13 protein-coding genes are annotated in these 21,135 nt (G+C 60.8%); 8 read left to right on the top strand and 5 right to left on the bottom strand.

Annotated elements, in window-relative coordinates:
* Position 1 precedes the first annotated feature (1 nt).
* Positions 2-421, bottom strand: a complete 420-nt coding sequence (locus tag ACFFJ7_RS17595) for a hypothetical protein (protein WP_377594043.1) — start codon at positions 419-421, stop codon at positions 2-4.
* Between the two features lie 92 nt (positions 422-513).
* On the opposite strand from ACFFJ7_RS17595, the gene ACFFJ7_RS17600 reads away from it, so the two are divergent.
* Complete coding sequence (locus ACFFJ7_RS17600) at positions 514-1,194, top strand: TetR/AcrR family transcriptional regulator (RefSeq protein WP_377594044.1); 681 nt, start codon at positions 514-516, stop codon at positions 1,192-1,194.
* Positions 1,195-1,471: 277 nt separating this feature from the next.
* Here ACFFJ7_RS17600 and ACFFJ7_RS17605 read toward each other — a convergent pair whose 3' ends face one another.
* Complete coding sequence (locus ACFFJ7_RS17605; protein WP_377594045.1) at positions 1,472-3,517, bottom strand: PKD domain-containing protein; 2,046 nt, start codon at positions 3,515-3,517, stop codon at positions 1,472-1,474.
* Positions 3,518-3,651: 134 nt separating this feature from the next.
* Here ACFFJ7_RS17605 and ACFFJ7_RS17610 point away from each other — a divergent pair, with 134 nt between their 5' ends.
* From ACFFJ7_RS17610 to ACFFJ7_RS17625, 4 genes are all read left to right on the top strand, one after another.
* Positions 3,652-4,203, top strand: coding sequence for a TetR/AcrR family transcriptional regulator (locus tag ACFFJ7_RS17610; protein WP_377594046.1), 552 nt, complete (start codon positions 3,652-3,654; stop codon positions 4,201-4,203).
* Positions 4,204-5,089: 886 nt separating this feature from the next.
* A complete protein-coding gene (locus ACFFJ7_RS17615) occupies positions 5,090-7,672 on the top strand; it encodes an autotransporter domain-containing protein (RefSeq protein ID WP_377594047.1) in 2,583 nt (860 codons plus the stop codon).
* 807 nt (positions 7,673-8,479) lie between these two features.
* Positions 8,480-9,526, top strand: coding sequence for an efflux RND transporter periplasmic adaptor subunit (locus ACFFJ7_RS17620; RefSeq protein ID WP_377594048.1), 1,047 nt, complete (start codon positions 8,480-8,482; stop codon positions 9,524-9,526).
* Positions 9,523-12,666, top strand: coding sequence for an efflux RND transporter permease subunit (locus tag ACFFJ7_RS17625; protein ID WP_377594049.1), 3,144 nt, complete (start codon positions 9,523-9,525; stop codon positions 12,664-12,666). The genes ACFFJ7_RS17620 and ACFFJ7_RS17625 overlap by 4 nt, the downstream gene beginning before the upstream one ends.
* A gap of 339 nt (positions 12,667-13,005) precedes the next feature.
* On the opposite strand, the gene ACFFJ7_RS17630 is transcribed toward ACFFJ7_RS17625, so the two are convergent.
* The 3 genes from ACFFJ7_RS17630 to ACFFJ7_RS17640 all read right to left on the bottom strand — a co-directional run bounded on the left by ACFFJ7_RS17630 (position 13,006) and on the right by ACFFJ7_RS17640 (position 15,231).
* Positions 13,006-13,623 (bottom strand): Ros/MucR family transcriptional regulator, encoded by a 618-nt coding sequence (locus tag ACFFJ7_RS17630; protein WP_377594050.1) that lies wholly within the window; start codon positions 13,621-13,623, stop codon positions 13,006-13,008.
* A gap of 95 nt (positions 13,624-13,718) precedes the next feature.
* The gene (locus tag ACFFJ7_RS17635; RefSeq protein WP_377594051.1) at positions 13,719-14,060 is read right to left on the bottom strand and encodes a hypothetical protein; all 342 of its coding nucleotides are present in this window, start codon (positions 14,058-14,060) and stop codon (positions 13,719-13,721) included.
* Positions 14,061-14,148: 88 nt separating this feature from the next.
* On the bottom strand, positions 14,149-15,231 hold the full coding sequence (locus ACFFJ7_RS17640) for a helix-turn-helix transcriptional regulator (protein WP_377594053.1): 1,083 nt from the start codon (positions 15,229-15,231) through the stop codon (positions 14,149-14,151).
* Positions 15,232-16,546: 1,315 nt separating this feature from the next.
* On the opposite strand from ACFFJ7_RS17640, the gene ACFFJ7_RS17645 reads away from it, so the two are divergent.
* From ACFFJ7_RS17645 to ACFFJ7_RS17655, 3 genes are all read left to right on the top strand, one after another.
* Complete coding sequence (locus ACFFJ7_RS17645; protein WP_377594054.1) at positions 16,547-17,890, top strand: porin; 1,344 nt, start codon at positions 16,547-16,549, stop codon at positions 17,888-17,890.
* 186 nt (positions 17,891-18,076) lie between these two features.
* On the top strand, positions 18,077-18,388 hold the full coding sequence (locus ACFFJ7_RS17650; RefSeq protein ID WP_377594055.1) for a hypothetical protein: 312 nt from the start codon (positions 18,077-18,079) through the stop codon (positions 18,386-18,388).
* A gap of 526 nt (positions 18,389-18,914) precedes the next feature.
* Positions 18,915-20,867: a MobA/MobL family protein gene (locus tag ACFFJ7_RS17655; RefSeq protein WP_377594056.1), complete on the top strand. Its 1,953-nt coding sequence runs from the start codon at positions 18,915-18,917 to the stop codon at positions 20,865-20,867.
* The last annotated feature ends 268 nt before the right edge of the window (positions 20,868-21,135 follow it).

The raw sequence follows: 21,135 nt of genomic DNA on the forward strand, positions 1-21,135 counted from the left end.
CTCAATCCGCCGAAAGCGGATGGTCCGACAAAGCCCAGCCTTCTATGACGCGCGCGCCTATAGGCTGCGGATTGTCCTTCCACTGCACGAATTCCATGGTCATCTGGTTGATGACTTCTCCGGTCGTCCGGTCAGTGATCCGAACCGCATAGCGAATCGCCCCCCAATCATTCTCGATGACCATATTTTTGACCTCTCCGATCTTGATGTCATACTTGGACATCATTGCCGACATCAGGTCTTTGTATTCTTGCAGGGTCAGGCGATTGCTGTTGACATTATAGTGCGCATCCGGCTCGTAAAGCGTATCGCACCACTCCAGCCAGTCTTCATAGCTGTCGTTGAAGTGACTGCGAAGCCCCTCAGTAAAACGATCCTTGATCTGCTCCTGAAAGGACATTTCATCCTTGCTATCAGTCATGTCGATATCCCTAAAAACAGGAGGGGGTTCCCAGCCATGAGGGGATGCTATTATAAGTGGGGATTGTTGTCCATATGTGGCGGTTCTAGGGAATGAAGAGCACACCCAAACCTGAGCCAGGGCTGCGCGCGGATGCCGCAGACAACCGTCGCCGCCTGATCGAGGCGGCGCGAAGCGCCTTCGCAGAACGAGGCCTTGACGCCCCGCTCGACGCGATCGCCCGAAGCGCCGGCGTCGGAAACGCAACCCTGTACCGACGGTTCCCAACGCGCAACGATCTCGTTGCCGCGGTGTTCAGCGAGCGGCTCATCGAATACGCCGAGACAGCCGAGGCGGCCCTTGATGATCCCGATCCGTGGGCCGGTTTCTGTAGCTATGTGGAGCGGGTCTGCGAGTTGCAGGCCGCAGATGCTGGCGCGGCCGAGGTGCTGGCGACGACCTTCCCCAATGTCCCCGGTATCGAGTTATATCGTGCGCGCGCCTATGAGGCGTTCTCCTGCCTGGTCCATCGTGCCCAGGCGGCCGGGCAGCTTCGTTCAGACTTCGCGATGGAAGACTTCCTGATTCTGATGCTGGCCAACGTCGGCATCGTACAGGGCCTGGGAGCATTGGCCGCACCAGCCATGAAACGGTTCTCTGCGATATTCCTGGCTGGCCTCCGCGCCGAGGTGGAGGCTACCCTTCCACCGCCGATCAAGTCGAACGAGCTTTCCGGCCAATTGCGCTCCCGTATTCAAGGCAAGGCGCAGTCGGGTGCGGCTCGCCCTGACTGATCCCGCCCATCGCCGGGAAACATAAGATTTTTGATCGCTGGCTGGCTCTGTAGCGGTTTCGGTGGACGCGCTCAGACATTGTCCGGCAAGGCCCGTCTGTCGTCTGCGTTTCGGCGTTCAAAATGGGCTCCGATGTATTCTCATCACCTTTGCTTCAGGTCGCGCCAACGAGTCGCACCTGCAGGAGATCAAGGATGAGACAGCCACGTGCCATCTGTAACCAAGACCACTTTACCGGCTCAGTGGAACAGATGGTCTGGATGCCTTGTGCCTTCCCTTAGCTGACGACGACACGCGCCCGCGCGATGTTGGGCAAGACGGCATAGGGTGTGCCGTCGTCGCCATTCCGGCGCGAGGCGCCGCGCAGGCTAACGAAATAAGTGCCGGGCCGGGTATAGGTATGGGTGGCCTGCACTGTGTCTCCCGCCTTGCCCGGCTGATAGTCACCCGTGCCTTCAAAATCCCAATCGGCTGCAATCGGCGTTCCACCGCCGGCAGGCGGAGCGATGCGCCCCTCGAAGTTGACCTCCTCACCCGCTTTGGCCTTGATGAGATCGGTGGACAAGGTGATCAGAGGCTGGACACCCTGGCGCTCGTCTGCCGTTATCGCGGGAACGATCTGCGCATCCTCGACGCGGTAGCCGGTGGATGCGGGCGGCTCGATCCCATCCTCAACCCATGCCGCCAGATCGCGCAGCGCCTGATGCAGCATCCCTTCGTATGAGATGACCCGCGAGCCATCCTCCAGCTTCGCCTCATCCCCATGCAGGGCGTTTTCACTGAACCAAAGGCGGAAACTGTCATCGGCTGCCTCGCCCAGATGTCTTGCCGCCTGTTTTCGATACCAATCCGCCTGCCACGGAAAGGCCTCGCGATCCAGAAGTGAGGCTACGACGATCATCTTGCCGTTGATCCGTCCCGTTGGCACAGACCCCGCTGCCGAAGCGACGATGCCAGGGCTGATGAGGCGGCGCTGCGGATAGATCGGCTGGCCCGCGCCGTCGCGGAACTGATCCCATCCGACGAAATCCGGCCCCGGCACCTGATGGCGGTGGTAGGTTTCCAGTGCCAGGAAATTCGAATTATCGACTCGCACCGCGTCGCCCACGGCGGGCAGATTGCCCTGCAAGGTCTCCGGCATCATCAGCAGAACGATATCACCGTTCAGATGCTCCAGCGGAACCGTGCCGCCATCGGGTTTGTGCAAATCACCGCCGAGGAACAGGCCCGCAGGCGGAGCCTGCTCAAGACGGAATCCGACGATCTGATCGTCTTGCGCCTCACCTCGGAAAGCATTATCCACACCGCCAACGCTGGCTGCATCGGGAGCCGCGATCAGGCCCGCCTCAACCGCATCAGTGCGTGTCAGCGCCGCTGCGATGCGGGTGTCGAACTGCACGCGATCGGACTGATAGTGTTCGGGATGATCGTGACCGGCATAACCCGGTTTTGTCCAAAAATCCGTAAAATATCCCGGATCGGAACCCAGAACACCTGGATAAAGCGCCGCCAGCCCGTGAATACCCATCGTGCGATAGCCAAACCACGCATGGGGCGGAAAGCCCATCCGCGTCGCCTCGCGCAGGGCCGAAGTCTGCAAATCGTTCAATCCCGCAAAGGCATCGCCGCTGCCGCCCGGATCCAGCGCGTCGATCACCTGCGGAAAGACCGGGTTCAGCATCCGCATCGCTTGCAATCGCACGGTAAAGACATTGGGCAGCGACATGCTGGAACCGATGACATAGGGCACCGCGCCGTCCCAGACCCCGCGTGTGTTTTCCATCGACCCGATCGAGCGGTAACCACCGCCCGAACCGCCGTAGATATAGCCGAAGGGACGCTCGCCACCATAGATATTCTGAGCGATGATCCGCGAATAGGCAGCGCAGGCGGCATTGGCGCGATAGGCGGTGACCTCCCGGTCGCTGCCGCCCCCATTGGTCTCGACGAAATAGGCGCCGCTGGCAATGGCGAAACCGACCTTGTTGTGAAGGCCGGGCGCGGCCATCTGGCCCAGCTTTTCGCTGCCCGGCGCCGGCGTCACATGCTGGAAAAACCGGCCCCGATACTGATCCTCTGGTGGAAAATAGAACGAAAACAACGTCTCTGTCCCCTTGAAGCCGCCATGCACATAGCGGTGGCGGACCGGCACGTCGCGCCACTCGTCGATGTCGACGAAGGGTTCGGCAAACTTTGGCAAAGCCAGCGGATCTGTCAGCACCTCGTCTTCTTGCGCGATCAGTGGCATTGGAAACATCGTCATGGCGGAGGTCGCCATGATTGCCTGAAGAGTCTGTCGTCGCGTCAAGCGGGCCCTGTTCATTCGCGCACTCCATTTGAAATGACCATCTGCCGAACGATGGTATCGATATGCAGTTTCATCTGTGATACCAAGTATCAGATAATGCTCGGGAGGCAACCATCATCGGTAAAAACATCCGACAGCGTTCGCGAGATATGCTGCGCCAGGACCTGGCCGAAGCAGCATTCGATGCTGTCATCGCCAACGGCTACGGCCAGTCCATCGAGGATATCGCGGCCGCTATTGGTATTTCGCGCGCAACCTTCTTTCGGTATTTCGGCACCAAGGAGGACATCGTCATCGCCGCCATGCTGGGGCCGGTTGACATCTTCGCGGCAGCCTATACCGAGACATCAGGATCGATCTGGCTGCGCCTGCGCGGTGCCATTCAGCCGGTCATCGAGCGTATCGAGGCCGAACCCGACCGCATGAGAGCACGCTTCCAGCTGGTCCAGTCGTTGCCACAACTGCACGCAGGACTTCGCAAGGCGCGCCAGCCCCAGATCGAGGCGCTGGCCGCCATGATCGAGCGCGAAGGCGCGGATCCGCTCGGCGCGCATGTCTTCGCTGTCGCAGCGATCGCCGTGCTGGATCAGTGCTGGGCCTTATGGGCCAATGGCCAGCAAGGCGCGATCACCGATGCGCTCGATCGCGCCTATGCTCACCTAAGTGACGGCGATCTCAAATTGCGCCCGCCCGGCCAGTAAGGTGCTGACACTTCGGATTGACCAGAACCAGCATCAACAACGCAGCTGTCCAGCCGCCAGTTGCCTGCTAACGCAAGGCTCCGACAATCAACGGCCCCACCGCAGCAAACAGATACCCGATGCGCTGCGGCTGACCCACGAGCCGGCAGCCGACCCGCAGCACATAGAGCATGCCGTTCAGGAAACGGCGGTTGTCCTGGGCTGGTCGCGCCCACCGACCACGCTCGGACGGCAGCAATGTCCTAACCAAGCACATTGTGCGTTCTCACACGTTAGGGAAAAACGTGGTCAGCCTTTTACTCACCCTGCTCCACCTCAATTCAGGGAAGAGGCTCCCGCAAAACCGACGTGGTTCATAATGGTGGCACACTCAATTTGTCACTCGACCGTCACCCTAGAGTTTTACCAAATTTATTTGGGAATCATGCCGTTCAGGAGGCTAATCGTGCGATACTTGCACACCGTTTCTGCTTTATCCGTCGCCATATTTATCTCTCAGGCTGGCTCAGCCGCCGCACAGACTGCCACCAACGTTACGGCAATCAATACATTGTCGCCATTTAGCACTCTCCTGAATACCCAGGCGGGGCGCGACGTACTGGATCGCAATCTTGCCACAGTGATCGGGATCAATAACGGGTCGACCGAGGCCCAGCGCGCGCAGGCTCTCAGCGACAACACGCTGGCCGGATTGTTTCTTTCATTCACCAACGGCCAGATCGTCGCCGACGGATTGGGAACGGCGCTTAACAGGGCCTTCAGCGAGAAAGTCTACATATTTAGCGATCCGAACTCCCCCTATACCGGTTACGGAATTCCGTACAACACAACGAATGTGTCGGCTGCGACGGCCGCCGTTTTCAGCAATGCCGTTTCCGGCGCAACGATGTCGGACTCGGAGGCCGCCAAGACATTCTTCGCCGACGGCACGGTTCATGGCGTGCCTGCGGAAGGTGTCAGCCTGCCGCAGGGCGGTCGCTTCAACGTTTATGACGAAGCCTACAACCCTCCGCCTGAGTCCGCCAACACCGCCGGCAACTCCCGTCCTTTCCAGGTCCGGAGCGACAGCATCGAGCGCTTCAGTGGCACGGACTTCCTGGGCCAGCCCGTCGATAGCGCCAAGGACATCCTCAACGCATCCCTCAAGGGCAGCGCGGCATTCCCAAGCGGCCACACGGCGATGGGTATATCTTCCTCGCTCCTGTTCGCCGTTCTTGTCCCGGAGCGCTTCCAGGAGACCGTCACGCGTGGCTCGGAATACGGCAACAGCCGCATCGTCCTCGGTGTGCACTATCCCCTCGACGTGATCGGCGGGCGCATCATCGCCACGCAGAACGTTGTCCGCGTCATGCTGGAAGAGCCGGAGTTGTTCGCCGCCGCGCAGGACGACCTGCGCAAGCTTCTCGAGGAAGGCTGCGGCACGAGCATCGCGGCCTGCGCTGCCAGCGGCGAGCCCGACCGCTTCTCCGACAAGGCGCAGAACAAGGCGGACTACACATATCGTCTGACCTACGGCCTCGGCAGCGTCGGCGCCACCGACCTCGCACCTGTGGTGCCGGAAGGCGCCGAAGTGCTGCTTTCGACGCGCTTTCCCTATCTCAATGCCGCCCAGCGCCGCGACGTGCTGGCGACGACGGAATTGCCCTCCGGCGGCCCCCTCGATGACGGCTCGGGCTGGGCGCGCCTCAACCTGTACTCCGCCGCGGATGGCTATGGCGCCTTCAACAGCAACGTCACCGTGACGATGGACGCCGCGAAGGGCGGCTTCAACGCCCTGGACTCGTGGAACAACGACATTGGCGGCGCGGGCGGCCTGATCAAGGCGGGCACCGGCACGCTGACGCTCACCGGCCAGAACACCTACAGCGGCCCCACCTACGTCACCGGCGGCCTGCTTACTGTTGACGGCGCGCTGAAGAACTCGTCTGTGACCGTGGAGCGAGATGCGGCTCTCAACGGCACCGGCTCGGTGGCCGGCCTTGCCGTCAAGGGCGGCGGCGCCATTGCGCCTGGCCACTCCATTGGCCGCTTCACCGTTTCCGGCAACGCCACCTTCTCGGCAGGTTCGTTCTACGTCGTCGACGTGAACGCGGCCGGCCTGTCGGACCATCTGGCTGTGTCGGGCAAGGCGACCATCGAAGGCGGCCTGGTGCAGGTGCTGGCGGAAACCGGCAGCTACGACCCGCGCACCCGTTACACCATCCTGACCGCGGACGGCGGCGTGACGGGCCGCTTCGAGGGCGTGAACGCGAACCTGGCCTTCCTGTCGCCGTCGCTGTCCTACGGCGCGACCAACGCTTTCCTGACGCTGACGCGCAACGACATCTCGTTCGCCACCATCGCTCAGACTACCAACCAAGCGGCGACCGCCGTGGGCGTCCAGAGCGCCGGGCCGGACAGCGGTATCTACAACGCCGTCGTCGGCCTCAGCACGCCGGAAGCGATCGTCGCCTTCGACGCGCTCTCGGGCGAGGTCCACAGCGCGGTGAAGACAGCCGCCATCGAGGACAGCCGCTTCGTGCGCGACGCCGCGCTGGGCCGCCTGCGCGCGGCGCAGGACGGCGTAGGTGCCGCCGTGACCTATGACGCCGGCAAGCCGGTGACGAAGGGCGCGCTACCCGCCCCGACGCCGACGCCCGCGAACGCGCCCTACGCCTTCTGGGGGCAGGGCTTCGGATCATGGGGCGAGACGGACGGCAACAGCAACGCCGGCGACATCGACCGCACGACGGGCGGCTTCTTCATCGGCGCGGACGCACTGGTGAGCGACAACTGGCGCCTGGGCGCTCTCGCCGGCTACAGCCGCACTGAGGTCGACGTCGATGCCCGCCTCTCGTCGGCGGAAAGCGACAACTTCCACATTGGCCTCTACGGCGGCGGACAATGGAACGCATTCTCGCTGCGCTTCGGCGGCGCCTATACCTGGCACGACGTCTCGACGGACCGCACCGCGAGCTTCGCCGGTTACAGCGACTTCCTGAGCGGTTCCTATGACGCTCACACCGCGCAGGTGTTCGGCGAGGTGGGATACAGGTTCGACGTCGGTACGGTCGCGCTTGAGCCTTTTGCCGGCCTTGCCTACGTCAACCTGCACACCGACGGCTTCTTCGAGCGCGGCGGATCGGCGGCGCTTTACAGCAAGAGCGACGACACCGACGTGACCTACTCCACGCTCGGCCTGCGGCTCTCGGCGGCTTTCGATCTGGGCAGCACGAAGGCGACGGTGCGCGGCCTCGTCGGCTGGCGCCACGCCTTCGACGACATCACGCCTGAGTCGACCTTCTGGTTCGACAAGGGCAGCGCCTTCACCACCACCAGCCTGCCGGTGGCGCGTGACGTGGCGGTGCTTGAGGCCGGCCTCGACGCCGCCATCAACGATGCGGTGACGGTGGGCATCTCCTACACGGGCCAGCTCGGCGACGACGCTCAGGATCATGGCTTCAAGGCAAACCTGAACTGGAAGTTCTGAAACAACTGCCGTCTCAATAGATAAATCTCAAACAAGAATTTGATCTCAAAAAAATATATGAGCTATCTATTCCAATCGAAAAAGTACCGGGGCGCTACAGCGCCTCGGTATAACATTATAATTCACATTCAGGATATTTTTTAAGCGACCTGACGGTGTCATACGAAGCTCGTCAGTCATCAGGACCCCGATTCATCATCCACGTCACGTTTCTCTTTTCGATTCAATTTCGAGCCCGTCTACTTGATCACTTCACCATATTTTTTGTATTCGGCCTGGATCCAGGCATCCAAGGGGTGAAGTGGCTGAACCTGCTCGATGAAGAAAATGCGAAGATCCCGTTACAACGCTCAATATGGCCGCCAATGCAGATAACAACATTTTCTCTGTTATTTTGCAAAGCACTAGAATTACATAATATTTAATGTATATATTCGTATTTTTGACACTTTATCTGGAAAATGACAAACAGATCATCATTGCACGCTGCGCTCTTCAGCTTGAAACACATACCGACCACGTGGGCTATCGCGTCCTGGCCCACCGAACCAATAGTACTTGACCGCCCTGCCCGATCGGGGCCAAATGCGCACTTCTGGAGAACGCCGCCACGGAGTTTCCACCGCTTCGAAGACATGACGTATCCACGGCGCCCCGCGCTTTCTTGCCCATCAGACCATCAGAAAAAGAAACATGCCCATGAGAAGCACGAGGATTCTCCCGCCTTGGCTTGCGCTCGCGCTCGGAGCTGCCGGCCCGCTGATTCTGCACATGGGAGGCATGGCGGCCGCTCAGGGAACGGCTGCCATGCGTCCGGCGCCGGCCGTGGTCGTGCACGCCGTCGAGAGCATGATCATCGCACCGGCCAACGAATATATCGCGCGCGTTGAAGCGCTCGAAGCCGTCGACCTGCGCGCCCGGGTCAGCGGTTTTATCGAGGAAATTCCGTTCAAGCCGGGAGCCTACCTGAAACAGGGCGACCTGTTGTTCAAGATCGAGCCCGCGCTTTACGAGGCCGCCGTCGCCGCGGCGCAGGCGCAGCTGTCGCGAGCGGTGGCCGCACGCACACAGGCTGCCAACACCCTGGACCGAAACACCCAACTGGTGAACCGCAACACCGTCGCGCGAACGGTTGTCGAAGACGCGCAGACCGCCTTTGACATCGCCGAGGCCGATGTCGCCGCCGCCCGCTCCGCTCTCTCCAAAGCCGAGCTGGAACTGTCCTACACCCGGATCTCCGCGCCCATTTCCGGCCGAATCGGCCAGCCCGCCTTTACTGTCGGCAATTTCGTGGACCCGAACTCCGGAGCGATCGCGCGACTTGTGCAGGTTGATCCCATACGCGTGACCTTCTCCGCGTCGGAGGCCGACATCGTGACGATGCATCAGAAGGGCCTCGAGAATGGCCGGACTGACCGGGACGGTGTCGATATCGCGCTCATTCTGCCGAACAACCGGGCCTATGCCCCGCCGGGCCGGCTCGAATTCATCGGGCCCGAGGTGGATCCGAGAACCGGCACGGCAGCTGTCCGTTCGATCTTTCCCAATCCCGACGGCCTGCTGGCGCCCGGCCAGTTCGTGAGAGTAAACCTGCGCGATGCCTCGCCCGACGAGGGACCGGTCGTTCCCCAGACGGCCGTGCTTCAGGATCGGCAAGGACGCTTCGTCTATGTCGTCGGCCAGGATGACGTCGCGCGCCAGCGCCGTATCGATACCGGCGTCAAGCTCGGCGACGGCTGGCACGTGCGCCAGGGCATGCAGCCCGGGGAAAAGGTGGTGGTTCAGGGCGCGCAGCGGCTGTCGGACGGCGTGGCCGTGCAAGTCGTCAGCGAGGCTGCCGGAGACCGGCCATGATTTCCGGCTTCTTCATCTCGCGACCCCGTTTCGCCGGCGTGCTGGCGATCATTCTATGCCTTGCCGGCCTGCTCTCGCTGCTCGGCCTGCCGGTCGCGCAATATCCCGACATCGCGCCGCCGACCGTCACGGTGTCCGCGGTCTATCCCGGCGCGAATGCGGAGGTGATCGCGACCGTGGTCGGCCATCCGCTGGAATCGGCGATCAACGGTGTGGACGACATGATCTACATGTCGGCGAGCAGCTCGGATTCCGGCACCTACTCGCTGACGGTGACCTTCGCGGTCGGAACCGACCCGGATCTGGCGCAAATCAACGTGCAGAACCGTGCCCAGCTCGCCATGGCGCAGCTTCCGTCCACGGTGGCCCAGCACGGCATCACGGTGAGGGCGAGTTCGCCCGACTTCCTCGTGGCCTATGGCTTCTACTCGCCCGGCGACGTTCTCGACGATCTCGATATCGCCAACTATCTGACTATGAACGTCACGGACGCCCTCTCCCGCGTTCCCGGGGTCGGCGAGGCCAGCGTCATGGGTGCGGGCCAGTTCAGCATGCGGATCTGGATGGACCCGGTGCGCATGACCGCGCTGGAAATCACACCCGACGACGTCGCGGCCGCGATCCAGGCCCAGAACATGCAGGCGTCGATCGGGCAGGTCGGCGCGCCCCCCACGCAGGACGACGTGCGCATCCAGTACACGCTCGTGGCCAAGGGACGGCTGGAAGACGCCGCCGCATTCGAGAACATCGTGGTCAGGAATGGCGACAACGGAGCGTTGGTTCGCCTCAGGGATATCGCCCGCGTCGAGCTGGGAGCGCAGAGCTATGCCACCAGCGTGCGGGTGAACGGCGCGCCCGGTGCGATGCTGGTGATCAACCAGGAACCGGGCGCCAATGCCATCGGCACGGCGGACGCCGTGAAAGCGGAGCTCGCTCGTCTCGCCCCACGCTTCCCCACGGGTCTGTCCTACGAGGCGGTTTACGATTCAACGCTGTTCGTGCGGGCCTCCATCGAGGAAATCCTGGTCACGCTCGGGATCACCTTCGTCATCGTCGTGGTGACCACCTTTCTGTTTCTCGGCGACTGGCGCGGCACGCTCATTCCGTCGATCGCCATTCCGGTCTCGCTGATCGCCACCTTCGCCGTGCTGTTCGTGGCCGGATTCTCGATCAACCTGATCACGCTGCTTGCATTGATCCTGGCCACCGGCCTTGTGGTCGATGACGCTATTCTGGTGGTCGAGAACACGCAGCGCCTGATGGCGGAAGAAGACCTCTCGGCACGCGAGGCGAGCCGCAAGGCCATGGAGCAGGTGACCGGGCCGATCGTCGCCACGACGCTGGTGCTGCTGGGCGTTTTCGTCCCCACCGCATTCCTGCCCGGCATCAACGGGCAACTCTACCAGCAATTCGCCGTGACGATCTCCGCCGCGCTGGTTCTGTCTTCCCTGACCGCGCTGACCCTCAGCCCGGCCCTGACCGCGATCTTCCTGCGCAAGCCCTCGCCGCCCGCCGGCGTGCTCGCCTGGTTCGCGCGCGGTCTTGAGGCGACGCGCAGCGGCTACGTCGCGCTGGTCAGCCGCCTTGTCCGCCGGCTCGCGCTGACCGTCGTGATCAGCGTCGGCACGATCATCGCGACCATTCTGCTGTTCTCCTCCGTGCCGAGCTCCTTCCTCCCCGCAGAGGATCAGGGCTTCCTGTTCGTGGACGTGCAACTGCCGGATGCCGCCTCGCTCGCGCGCACGCAAGACGTGGTCCAGACCGTGGAGAACGTTCTCCAGGAAACCCCCGGCGTCGCCAAGGTGATCGCGGTTTCCGGCTTCAGCCTGTTGCAGGGCGGCAACATCCCGAACGGCGCCTTCGCGATCGTGACGCTGGATCCGTGGGACAAACGGACGGATTCGGGCCTGTCGACCAACGCCCTCGTGGCCACACTGAACCAGCGCTTCGCTTCCATGCCGCAGGCCAATGTCGCGGTATTCTCGCCTCCGCCCATTGCCGGCATAGGGCAGGTCGACGGCCTGGATTTCCGCCTCCAGGCGCAGGCCGGTCAGTCGCCGGAAGAGATCGCGCAGGTCGTGCGGGCATTTCTCGGACGCGTGAACCAGGCTCCCGAAATCGCCATGGCCACCAGCGCCTTCTCCGCGGATGTGCCGCGGATCTTCGTGGACATAGACCGTGACCGCGCGGAGAGCATGGGCGTCAGCGCGGGCAGCATCCATGCCGTGCTCGGAGCGAATTTCGGTAGCCGCTACGTCAACGATTTCACGCACGAGGGGCACTCGTTCCAGGTCAATCTCCAGTCCGACAGTCCTTTCCGCGCCGTGCCCGACAATGTCCTCAACATCCATGTGCGAAGCGCCTCGGGCGCGATGGTGCCATTGCGCAGCGTGATGAAGCTGGAGCCCGACCTCGGCCCCTTCTCGCTGTCGCGCTACAACCTGTTCACGGCCGCCCCGGTCAACGCAATCCCGGCTGGAGGCGTCAGTTCCGGAGCCGCAATGAGCCTGTTCGACCGCATTGCCGCCGAGGTTCTCCCGGAGGGCTACGGCTATGAATGGTCGGGATTGTCGCTGCAGGAGCGCCAGTCCGCAGCTCAGGCGCCGATGATCTTCGGCCTCGCGCTGGTCTTCGCCTTTCTGTTCCTGGTCGCGCAGTATGAAAGCTGGACGCTGCCCATTTCCATCATGCTGTCGCTGGTTTTTGCCGCTTTCGGGGCAGTGGCGGCCCTTGCGCTGACGGGCATCGACAATTCGCTCTACGCCCAGATCGGCATCGTCCTGCTGATCGGGCTTGCGTCCAAGAACGCGATCCTGATCGTCGAGTTCGCGCGCGTGCAGCACGAGGTCAACGGCCTGGATCCGGCCACTGCTGCGGTGACAGCCGCCAGCCAGCGGTTCCGGGCGGTGATGATGACGGCGGTGTCCTTCGTCTTCGGGCTGCTGCCGCTCGCGCTCGCCACCGGCGCTGGCGCCAACGCCCGTCAGGCGCTCGGCGTCACCATTCTGGGCGGCATGACCGCCGCGACCGTCATCGGCATCGTCATCATTCCGGGTCTTTACGTGCTCGTGCAAAAGGGCGTTGAACTGATGGGCAAGCTCAAATCCGGTCCGTCTCGGGCGCGTTCAGCGGAGAACTGATAATCCCCGGCGAAGCTCAGGCTTTGCCCGGATGAGGCACCGATCAGGGCAATTTCCGTTCACAGTCGACAGGGGCGACCCAATTTAATGACGGACAACGCATGGAATGAAATTCACCAATGAACAGATCACGGGCATCAAGCCATTGGGTGCAGGAAAAGTGGGCCACGGATAGTGCGAGCAGCACACGCTCGGATCCGAGTGTCTCGTTCCATTGATCCAATGGCGGCCAGTTTCGACGACCGTCTAGCACGCGCATTCAGGCATGTGAGCCGTGCAGGAGGCAAGATCATGCGGCTGTCACGGCATTGCCAACCTCTATTCGCAGGATCTTGAAGCCTACTCCGCGTCGACTTGCACTGCTTTGCGCGTCCGCTTCACACGAGGTGCTGCAGGTGCCTCGGAAGCCACCGCCTCCCTGCCCCGCGTGGTACGTTTCGGAGCAGGAGCCGGTTCAGGCGCGGCCTGCTCGGCGGAAGGCGTGACTTCAACCTCGACCTGAGGTTCGATTGCGACCGGCGTTTCGCGTTGCTGTTCAGATCCGGCCTCACCTTTCCTGCGTCCGAGCCCGAGCTTCCGCGCGACTTCCCGCCGCTCTTCCGAATAGGCGGGAGCAACCAGCGGATAATCGTCGGGAAGATCGTATCTTGCGCGGTACTCCGCAGGGGTGAGCCCATGAGACGAGAGATGGCGCTTCAGGCTCTTGTAGGGCTTGCCGTCGATCAGGCTGAAAATATGATCGCGCGAAATCAGGCTCGTATGAACCGGAACCGCGGGAATATACCGGGGCTGCTCGGGAAGAGAGACTGTTTCGACTTCTCCGCCTTCGGCAAGTGCTGCGCGGGTCTTGCGGATCAGATCGGCGAGATCGGTACTCGGCACCGCGTTGTTGGCGACATAGGCGCTCAGAAGCTGCACGGTCAAGGCGGTGAGATCAGACTTTGCAGCCTCCGACATATGGAATTTCCTCGAAACTTCGGTTGATGAACATGGGCGGTTGGACGAAATCTTTCGTCCCACACCATAAACTGTGCGGCAAAGGCTACCGGATGTCAAAGGCCGGCGCTGAAAAAACGTTCCTGAACAACGGGTTTCATGAAACTCCAGTCGCTGGTCGCCGGTACGTCGAAGCCGATCTGGCTTTCGGACAATGGACAATCATTATCACCGAGACTGCGGGTTCCGTTCAGGCGCCTGGACACTTGTGGGGATTGGTGAGCGGCAAGTAATGAAGGTATCGATTGATGCGAAACTCGTCGCGCGACGGAGCCAGTGGCATCATGATAGCGCGCGGATTGGGGAAAGGTGACCGGGTGCTCGACTATACGACGATAGCGGCCTTCATTCTCGGCATTGTGCTTTATCTGGTATTCCGAAGCTGGCGGCGCGGGCATTGATGACAACCGGCATGGCAAAGGCCTGATGAGACATCACGACAGCGCGATGCCTCGCCGCAAACCCGATCCGCTTGGCCACGTCGCCTCACTTGTACAGTCTGGCGACGAGTTCGGATCTTTGATGAGACCCGGTCTTGCGAAACAGGCTTCTGATATGCGTCCGGACCGTCGCGACGCTGACCCCTGTGCGGGCGGCAATCTCCGCGGGCGTTTCCCCCGCCGCGAGCGCCACGGCAATGTCCGCCTCCGCTTTCGTGAGGCTGAACAGCGCCGCGTTGATGCGCGCCAGTTCGTCCCGCTCAAGCGGTTCCCTCACAAGGTGAACATAGGCGAATGGAACATGGAAAATGTCACCGGGGCTGCGCCGTGAGGGAATGATCCTGACGCGCGTGTAGCTGCGCCTGTCGAGATCAGTCAACGGCCCCCTGATCACCCGCATGCCGGTGTCATCGGCTCTGCCGATCAGGGACAAGGCTTCGCTGACAGAGTCCGCAGTCGCCGCATCGGCGGTATCCGTCAGCTCCGAAACATGCGACACCAGTTTCGGCACGGCCCGCTGGAATGCGAAGTTCCGGGATCTGATAGTCCCCGCCGGATCGATCGTCGCCACGGCTTCCCGGTGCGCATCCATGTAGGACAGGACGGCATCGACGACACTGTCCTGCTGGTCGTGGACCCCCTTTATGGACGCTTTCAAATGTCCGCCGATGAGGCTCAACGTGCCAAGGCACGATTCCTCGAGGGGACGTCTCCCGTCCTTCGAATCGAGAACGATCACGGTCGTCGCCCGGCTCCCGAATCGGAACGCGCAACCGACCGACGCCTGCAACCGGTTCGGCCCCAGAACCTGCCGGTATATTCTGGTTTGCCGGATTTCCTCGATGCTGCAGAGGTCGTAATCGGGTACGAACCCTTCCCTACCGCGTTCGAAGTAGCGCGACAGCCTGATGTCGGCGTTCTCGCCTTCCTCCCGAAAGATTGCGGCGATACCGCCATAGAATGGGTGCGATCCGGCCAAATGGACATTCCCGTCGACCAGATTGATCAGCTTGCCGCCGTCGAACCCGGCGTAGGCGGCTATTTTGCGGATGGTCTCCTGCCATCGTGAACTGCTGAAGTGGCTTGTGTATATGTGATTGATCAGGGTGTCATAGTCTGTTGAGCTCATCATTGACTCTGGGAACGTGACTGCGCGGCGTGCGCGTACGCGAGAGAGCTGACCCGGATGATGCGTTCGAAGGCGCGGGGAAGCGTCGAGAATCCGCTGGTTGGGGGAAAGCTGCGCCGGTCATGAGCCTGCGGCCATGACACGTACTGCAGCGGTGGAATCCATAACCGGCCGCCGTCATTCCCGAGACGGCCGGCAGGTCGTGAACGCGTAATGGTCAGAAGTGCAGTGATTGGTGGTATGTGCCCTTTCCGGGAGCGGTTCCAGAGCGGGCGCGGACTGGCATCCTTACCCTGTCTGACGTCGTCTCATCTGTATTATGGGCATAGGCCCAGATCAGGCAATAATGCTGATGTATTTATTGATGGATGTTGCAGATATACTCTAGATAATATCGTGGTAGAGATACCCCTTCAAGCCGCCACGGCAAAGATCGACGGTGTGACCGGATGGCCACGGAGAAGCCCATGCACTGGCGGGATGACGTCATATCATCCGCACATCTCCAGATTTCTGTCTATTTTTGGCGTTACTATCGCATACGGCATCCATTATCATGACAATAATTAGAGATTCTGCCATATTCGACACTCATCTTCCGATGATTATCCGGCCACAACCTGCCCGGCTGTCGCTGATGGAATAACAAGCCCGGCTGCGGTCTCGTGCGGAAATCCCCTTCAATATCAGAATGATGATAAAGCTGCCAGGTGGCGCGCCATCCAGAGCGGTCGCATACATTTATCGCGTAATCAAAGTTGAGTTATATTGAGATATTTCATAATACAAGAATGATTATGAAATGATATCATGCCGTTTCATTCGTATTATTTGACATATATCCCGATTCATTACTTAATTGCGGTGCGTTGACCTCCAATCAATGCAGCCCGGCGGCATCGAGACCCAACAAACTGCCGCCGGGCACTCCTTTTCCTATTCCACATGACCAAAGGAACTCGCACAGACAGTATCACGAGCAGTGTCCGTGATGGACAAAGCACAACCCCTCCTTCTGGATGGGTTGTCGCGGGTGGCTGCGCGCCGAATGAGTATCAGTGATTTACAAATCTTGCCTGTCAGTTTGCGGGTGAGATTATCGTGTTTTTATTGATGTTTCTTCTTGTGCTATATTTACAACTTGTCTTGTTTGCTTACGTTTTACTTTATTTCATTACTTGTTCACCGACAGTCAGCCGTGCATTTTCCAATCAGGATTCGATGATCCGCGTGCGTCGCCCTTCCCGCATGTCACGCATATCCGGCAGCAAGCGGCTTCTCATCCTGCAACACAGATTTCCATTGGAGACCAACCATGAACGCTTTCAGGATTCTACTCGCGACATCCGTCGCATCGATCGCGGTCACCGGCGCTGCTCTTGCCGCAGACCTGCCGGTGACCAAGGCCGACCCCGTCGAGTATGTCCGCGTCTGCTCGACCTACGGCACCGGCTTCTTCTATGTCCCCGGCACCGATACCTGCATCCAGCTGTCAGGCCGCCTGCGCGCCGATTACGTCTTTATCGAACCGAATAATACCCAGACCAACGCCTTTGCTGCCGGCAACGGCCGCTACAAGGATGCCACCGGCATCAAGGCGCGCGCCCGCCTGAACGTCGACGTCCGCACCCCCACCGAGTACGGCACCCTGCGCGCTTACCTGCGCTTCCAGATCGACAAGAACTCCGGCAACCAGGGCTCCGGCAACGGTGCTCTGCTCGACAAGGCCTACATCCAATGGGCTGGCATCACCGCCGGTCACGCACAGTCGTTCTTCGACTTCTATGCCTCCGACCTCAACTGGGGCAGCTTCGGCGGCGCGCCCGGCTCGGATACCTCCACCAACCTGCTGGCCTACACCGCCTCATTCGGTTCGGGTTTCTCCGCCACGATCTCGCTTGAGGATCGCGGCAACCGGGAGCTGAACGCTGCGGGCATCGCAATCGGCAGCACGACGTACAGGACCTATGACCGCGCCGGTCAGCGCCTGCCCGACATCGTTGCCAACCTGCGCGTCGAGCAGGACTGGGGTTCGGCCCAGTTGTCGGGCGCCCTGCACCAGCTCAACTCGGGCTCCATCCATGATCCGTGGGGCACCGGCCAGTGGGGCCAGCGCGTCGATACCACCTACGGCTGGGCCGTCCAGGGTGGCGTGAAGCTCAAGCTCCCTGCGCTCGGCGCGGGTGACGTGCTGTGGCTGCAGGCCGCCTATGCGGACGGTGCCCTCAATTACCTTGGCCTCAGCGGCAGCACCACCGCCGGCAGAGTGGTCAACCACGTCACCGACGGCTACATCGTCAACGGCGATATCAAGACGACCTCGGGCTGGAACCTCACCGCCGCCGGCGTTCACTACTGGACCCCGTCCATCCGCTCGACCCTCTGGGGATCGTACACGGACGTGACCTACAACGCCTCCGTCAGGTACAATTCCTCTCTCCCGCGGAGTGGCCCCCTCTCTTTCCGTGACTTCAACATCTGGCAGGCCGGCACCGCCCTGATCTGGTCACCGGTGGCGAAGTTCGATATTGGTGTCGAGGTGCTCTATGGCCGTCTGGAGCGCAGCCGCTTCAATGCGGTCGACCACAACCAGCCCTATTACGTGAAGCGCAACGAAGACCAGATCCAGACCCGCCTGCGCCTGCAGCGCGATTTCTGATATTGGCCCGGCCACTCGCCCCTCCCGGATCGGCGGCCGGATCGTGCTGCGGGCCGACGTGTCGTTTCAAGATGAGAAAATGACAATCCGTCCGCCGGGACCACAGCGTCCCGGCGGCATCATTCGGCTGGATGTGCCCTGCCCGCTCTCGTCCGACCGACGCCGCAATTTCTTCGATCTATCTCGATGGTACAGGCAATCCGGGCACGCTGGTTGAATTTTCGTTTCTGTGAATTTGTTTTTGTTTTTTATGGGGATTTCTGCGTCTTCTCGTCAATCTTTCTTCTGTTTTTCCAGTTTTCAACACGTCCGAATTCAGGATCTGTGCACCACCATTTATCTCCCGCCAATCCGACCAACGGCATTGTCGCTATCGCATTGATCCGCCAAGCTAGGGATGAGATCGCAAAAAAGGGGCCAACATCGCCGCTGATCTTGCTGCAAGCTTCCTGCTGTTGCGCGGCACTTGTTGGACGGAATCGCGATATGCCCGTCTAGCCGAATGAAATGAGCTTGAAACTCACCACTTGCCTGCAAATATTACGAAAGGTTCCGGGGCTAAGGCCTGAGCGGTGCAACTCGCCTGCGGACGGTATGCTTCTCACCATACCCGGGCCCGACAAGGGAACATTCGCACCTATGCTTTTTACCGTCATATTATGGTGGCTGTATGTACGACCAAGATGCACACCAGCGGCTTCTGGACGATATTGAGCGTCGCAGCACCCAGATCGCGAGACTTGCCGAAGCGGAGCGGCGGGTCCGTACGCGGATTCAAAACCAAATGGTGCGCGGGGCTTCCCTCGCCGACATCAGGAGAGCCCTTCAACAGCCCGGCATGCGCTCCATTCAGGGGATGGGCCCCGGGCGGCGCAAGATGGGAACGTCCGAACGTCCGAGATCTCCGGTAACGGGGGGCAGATCGTTTCATTTCTCCGTTACAATCCACACCACAGACGCAACAGCGCGTCCGCGCCCTGCCGGTACACATCCCACGGGTCCGGCCGGAGCACACCAGCGGTACATGGAGCGTCCCGGCGCCGCGGAAACAGTTCAGAAGCACGCCGTGCCGCCAGATCCCGGGAACGAGACCGACGCCGCACGGTCGCAGCGCTACATCGAACGGGAAAGCGCACCCGAACGTGAAGGCGAAACGGTGGCGTCTTTCGGTAACATCGGAGACACGATTGAAGAGCGCATCGCATTCTGGGAAGCGATCGAAGGCTGCGAACGCCGTTCCAGAACGCGGAAAGTGGTGATCGCCCCCTATCAAGATCCGGACTTCTGGGACGTCGTTCTCGAACGTATCAATAACGCCGAATACGTGCCCGGACCCATTCTGGAGGCCTTCTGGCAGTCGACAGAATCCGAAGTCAAACTCGACAGTCATCAGATGGTCGACCTCGATCGCTTTCTGCAATCGGCAGGTGACCATGGCAGAGCGGTCAGGATATTGACGGGTCGGGCCGGCCGCGTCCAGACACGCATCGTCGCCGAGCTGCCCCACGAACTGACGCCCGAGCAGCGCATCGGGATCGCGCGTTCCTACTGCCGCAAGTTTGAGGAAGAAGGCCACCCCTACTGGGCGGTCATTCACGCTCCCGACGCCAACAACGATCGCCGAAATTATCACGTGCACATCAATCTCAGTGAACGGCCGGCAAAAAAGATGAAACATCCGGAAACCGGAAAATTCGTCTGGGATTTTGAAATTGTGGAGAAAGTGCGCGACAAGCATCGGCACAGCGGAAGGCTTCGCCGACCGTTCATGCAGTCACGCAATCGCACCATGTCCGCGAGAAGCTGGATCCCTGCAGAGCGGGCGCGTTTCAGCGACATCATGAACAGCGCGCTCAGGGATGCGAACGTCGACAAGTTTTATGATCCGCGTTCCTACGAGGAAATGGGCATAGAGAAGACTGCCCGAACCCGAATACCGCCGCATGCCTATGTCAAGGAGAGACGCGGCGAGCCAACACCCGAGGGGCTTGATCAGGCGACGGAGGAATGGAACGAGGAGGCTAAACGTCTCGTTGACAAGCAGCGAAAATTCGCCGCTGCATCCATGCATAGCGTCAAATTCCATCAGAGCTTTGTCAACAAGATGCGTGCCAGCGGCTTTTCCGGCGCCATAACTGCGCAAAGGCATGCCGACCAGTGGAAGGAGGCTTCAAATCGCCTGTATTCCGCGATCGGTTTGCGAGACGCCGCACGCTATATGGCTGACAGGCTGATATCCCGCGCCCGACTTGTCCCGGCTACGAAGCTTTCCCTTGCACAGAAACTTCTGGCCGCGGTCTCACGGGACATCCGGCTGGAAGACGAGGCCGCCTTCAATCGACTGATAAAGGCCGCGAATGCAGACATTAACAGAATCAACGCTGCACTGCGCAAAGATGTCGTCAATTTCAAGAAGCACCTCATTCTGTCGCGCTTCCAGGAGTTCATCAACGACATTGCCCGGCTGCACCAGCTTCCTGCGGGCCAACACAGCGAGGCGCCAAGGACGGAAATGCCGCACTTCGCAGCTCTCCGTCCAAATTCTCTGCTCGGCGAGATTGTTCGCCAGGAACGGCAGGATGCGCCAGTTGCAGGCAGCGTCCATGCACACGATCCTGTAAGCAGAACAGCGAAAGCCTTCTCTGTAGAACGAGGGTCGCCCCTCGAAGCGATGCGACCGGATCCCGGACCTCGGCATGCTACGAGGATGACCAATTCGGGCAAAGCGGACCTCTCGCCGTCACTCGGCGGCTCATCCGCACAAGACAAATCAGATATCAGATTCTCCCCGGATGCAGGATCTCCCGTCGGCGAACCCGGTCATGCTCCGGAAGATGATCCTGTCGCGGCTTCCGCGCCCCAACAGCCGAGCGGATCAGCCTCCGGTTCTGCCGACATCAGCGAGGAGGAGCGCCGCAAGAAGCTGAAGAAACGGCGCCGGGCTATCCTGGCGCAGAGAAAGGGCTGGGAGCGCTGAGCGCTGCCGACTGTACCTCCGTGTTCCGATCAATGCGATAACAAGAGCTGTTGACGAGACACGAGCAACTCGACGCTCGAGATCCTGAAAGTCATGTCACTGTCAGCTATCGTGCACGGCAAGCCCTCATTTGAATGGGTGGGCCGAGAGCATCGTTGGCATGGCATCGGCCCTTGTATCGGCATTACGGCTGTCATCATCGTAAGCGTCCGGGCTGACCGCACTGCCGCGTGCTGAGAGTGCGGGATAGTGTCCACCATCGATAGTG

This window comes from Pseudochelatococcus lubricantis, from assembly GCF_042432495.1.
In the GTDB taxonomy this organism is placed as follows: domain Bacteria; phylum Pseudomonadota; class Alphaproteobacteria; order Rhizobiales; family Beijerinckiaceae; genus Pseudochelatococcus; species Pseudochelatococcus lubricantis.

Coding starts and splice junctions, on each gene's coding strand:
- ACFFJ7_RS17595 (WP_377594043.1), bottom strand. CDS start 421: ATGACTGATAGCAAGGATGAAATGTCCTTTCAGGAGCAGATCAAGGAT.
- ACFFJ7_RS17625 (WP_377594049.1), top strand. CDS start 9,523: ATGATTTCCGGCTTCTTCATCTCGCGACCCCGTTTCGCCGGCGTGCTG.
- ACFFJ7_RS17655 (WP_377594056.1), top strand. CDS start 18,915: ATGGAGCGTCCCGGCGCCGCGGAAACAGTTCAGAAGCACGCCGTGCCG.
- ACFFJ7_RS17600 (WP_377594044.1), top strand. CDS start 514: ATGAAGAGCACACCCAAACCTGAGCCAGGGCTGCGCGCGGATGCCGCA.
- ACFFJ7_RS17605 (WP_377594045.1), bottom strand. CDS start 3,517: ATGAACAGGGCCCGCTTGACGCGACGACAGACTCTTCAGGCAATCATG.
- ACFFJ7_RS17635 (WP_377594051.1), bottom strand. CDS start 14,060: ATGCCCGCGCCGCCAGCTTCGGAATACCAGATAAAGCACAATGCCGAG.
- ACFFJ7_RS17650 (WP_377594055.1), top strand. CDS start 18,077: ATGGTACAGGCAATCCGGGCACGCTGGTTGAATTTTCGTTTCTGTGAA.
- ACFFJ7_RS17645 (WP_377594054.1), top strand. CDS start 16,547: ATGAACGCTTTCAGGATTCTACTCGCGACATCCGTCGCATCGATCGCG.
- ACFFJ7_RS17620 (WP_377594048.1), top strand. CDS start 8,480: ATGCGTCCGGCGCCGGCCGTGGTCGTGCACGCCGTCGAGAGCATGATC.
- ACFFJ7_RS17630 (WP_377594050.1), bottom strand. CDS start 13,623: ATGTCGGAGGCTGCAAAGTCTGATCTCACCGCCTTGACCGTGCAGCTT.
- ACFFJ7_RS17640 (WP_377594053.1), bottom strand. CDS start 15,231: ATGAGCTCAACAGACTATGACACCCTGATCAATCACATATACACAAGC.
- ACFFJ7_RS17615 (WP_377594047.1), top strand. CDS start 5,090: ATGTCGGACTCGGAGGCCGCCAAGACATTCTTCGCCGACGGCACGGTT.
- ACFFJ7_RS17610 (WP_377594046.1), top strand. CDS start 3,652: ATGCTGCGCCAGGACCTGGCCGAAGCAGCATTCGATGCTGTCATCGCC.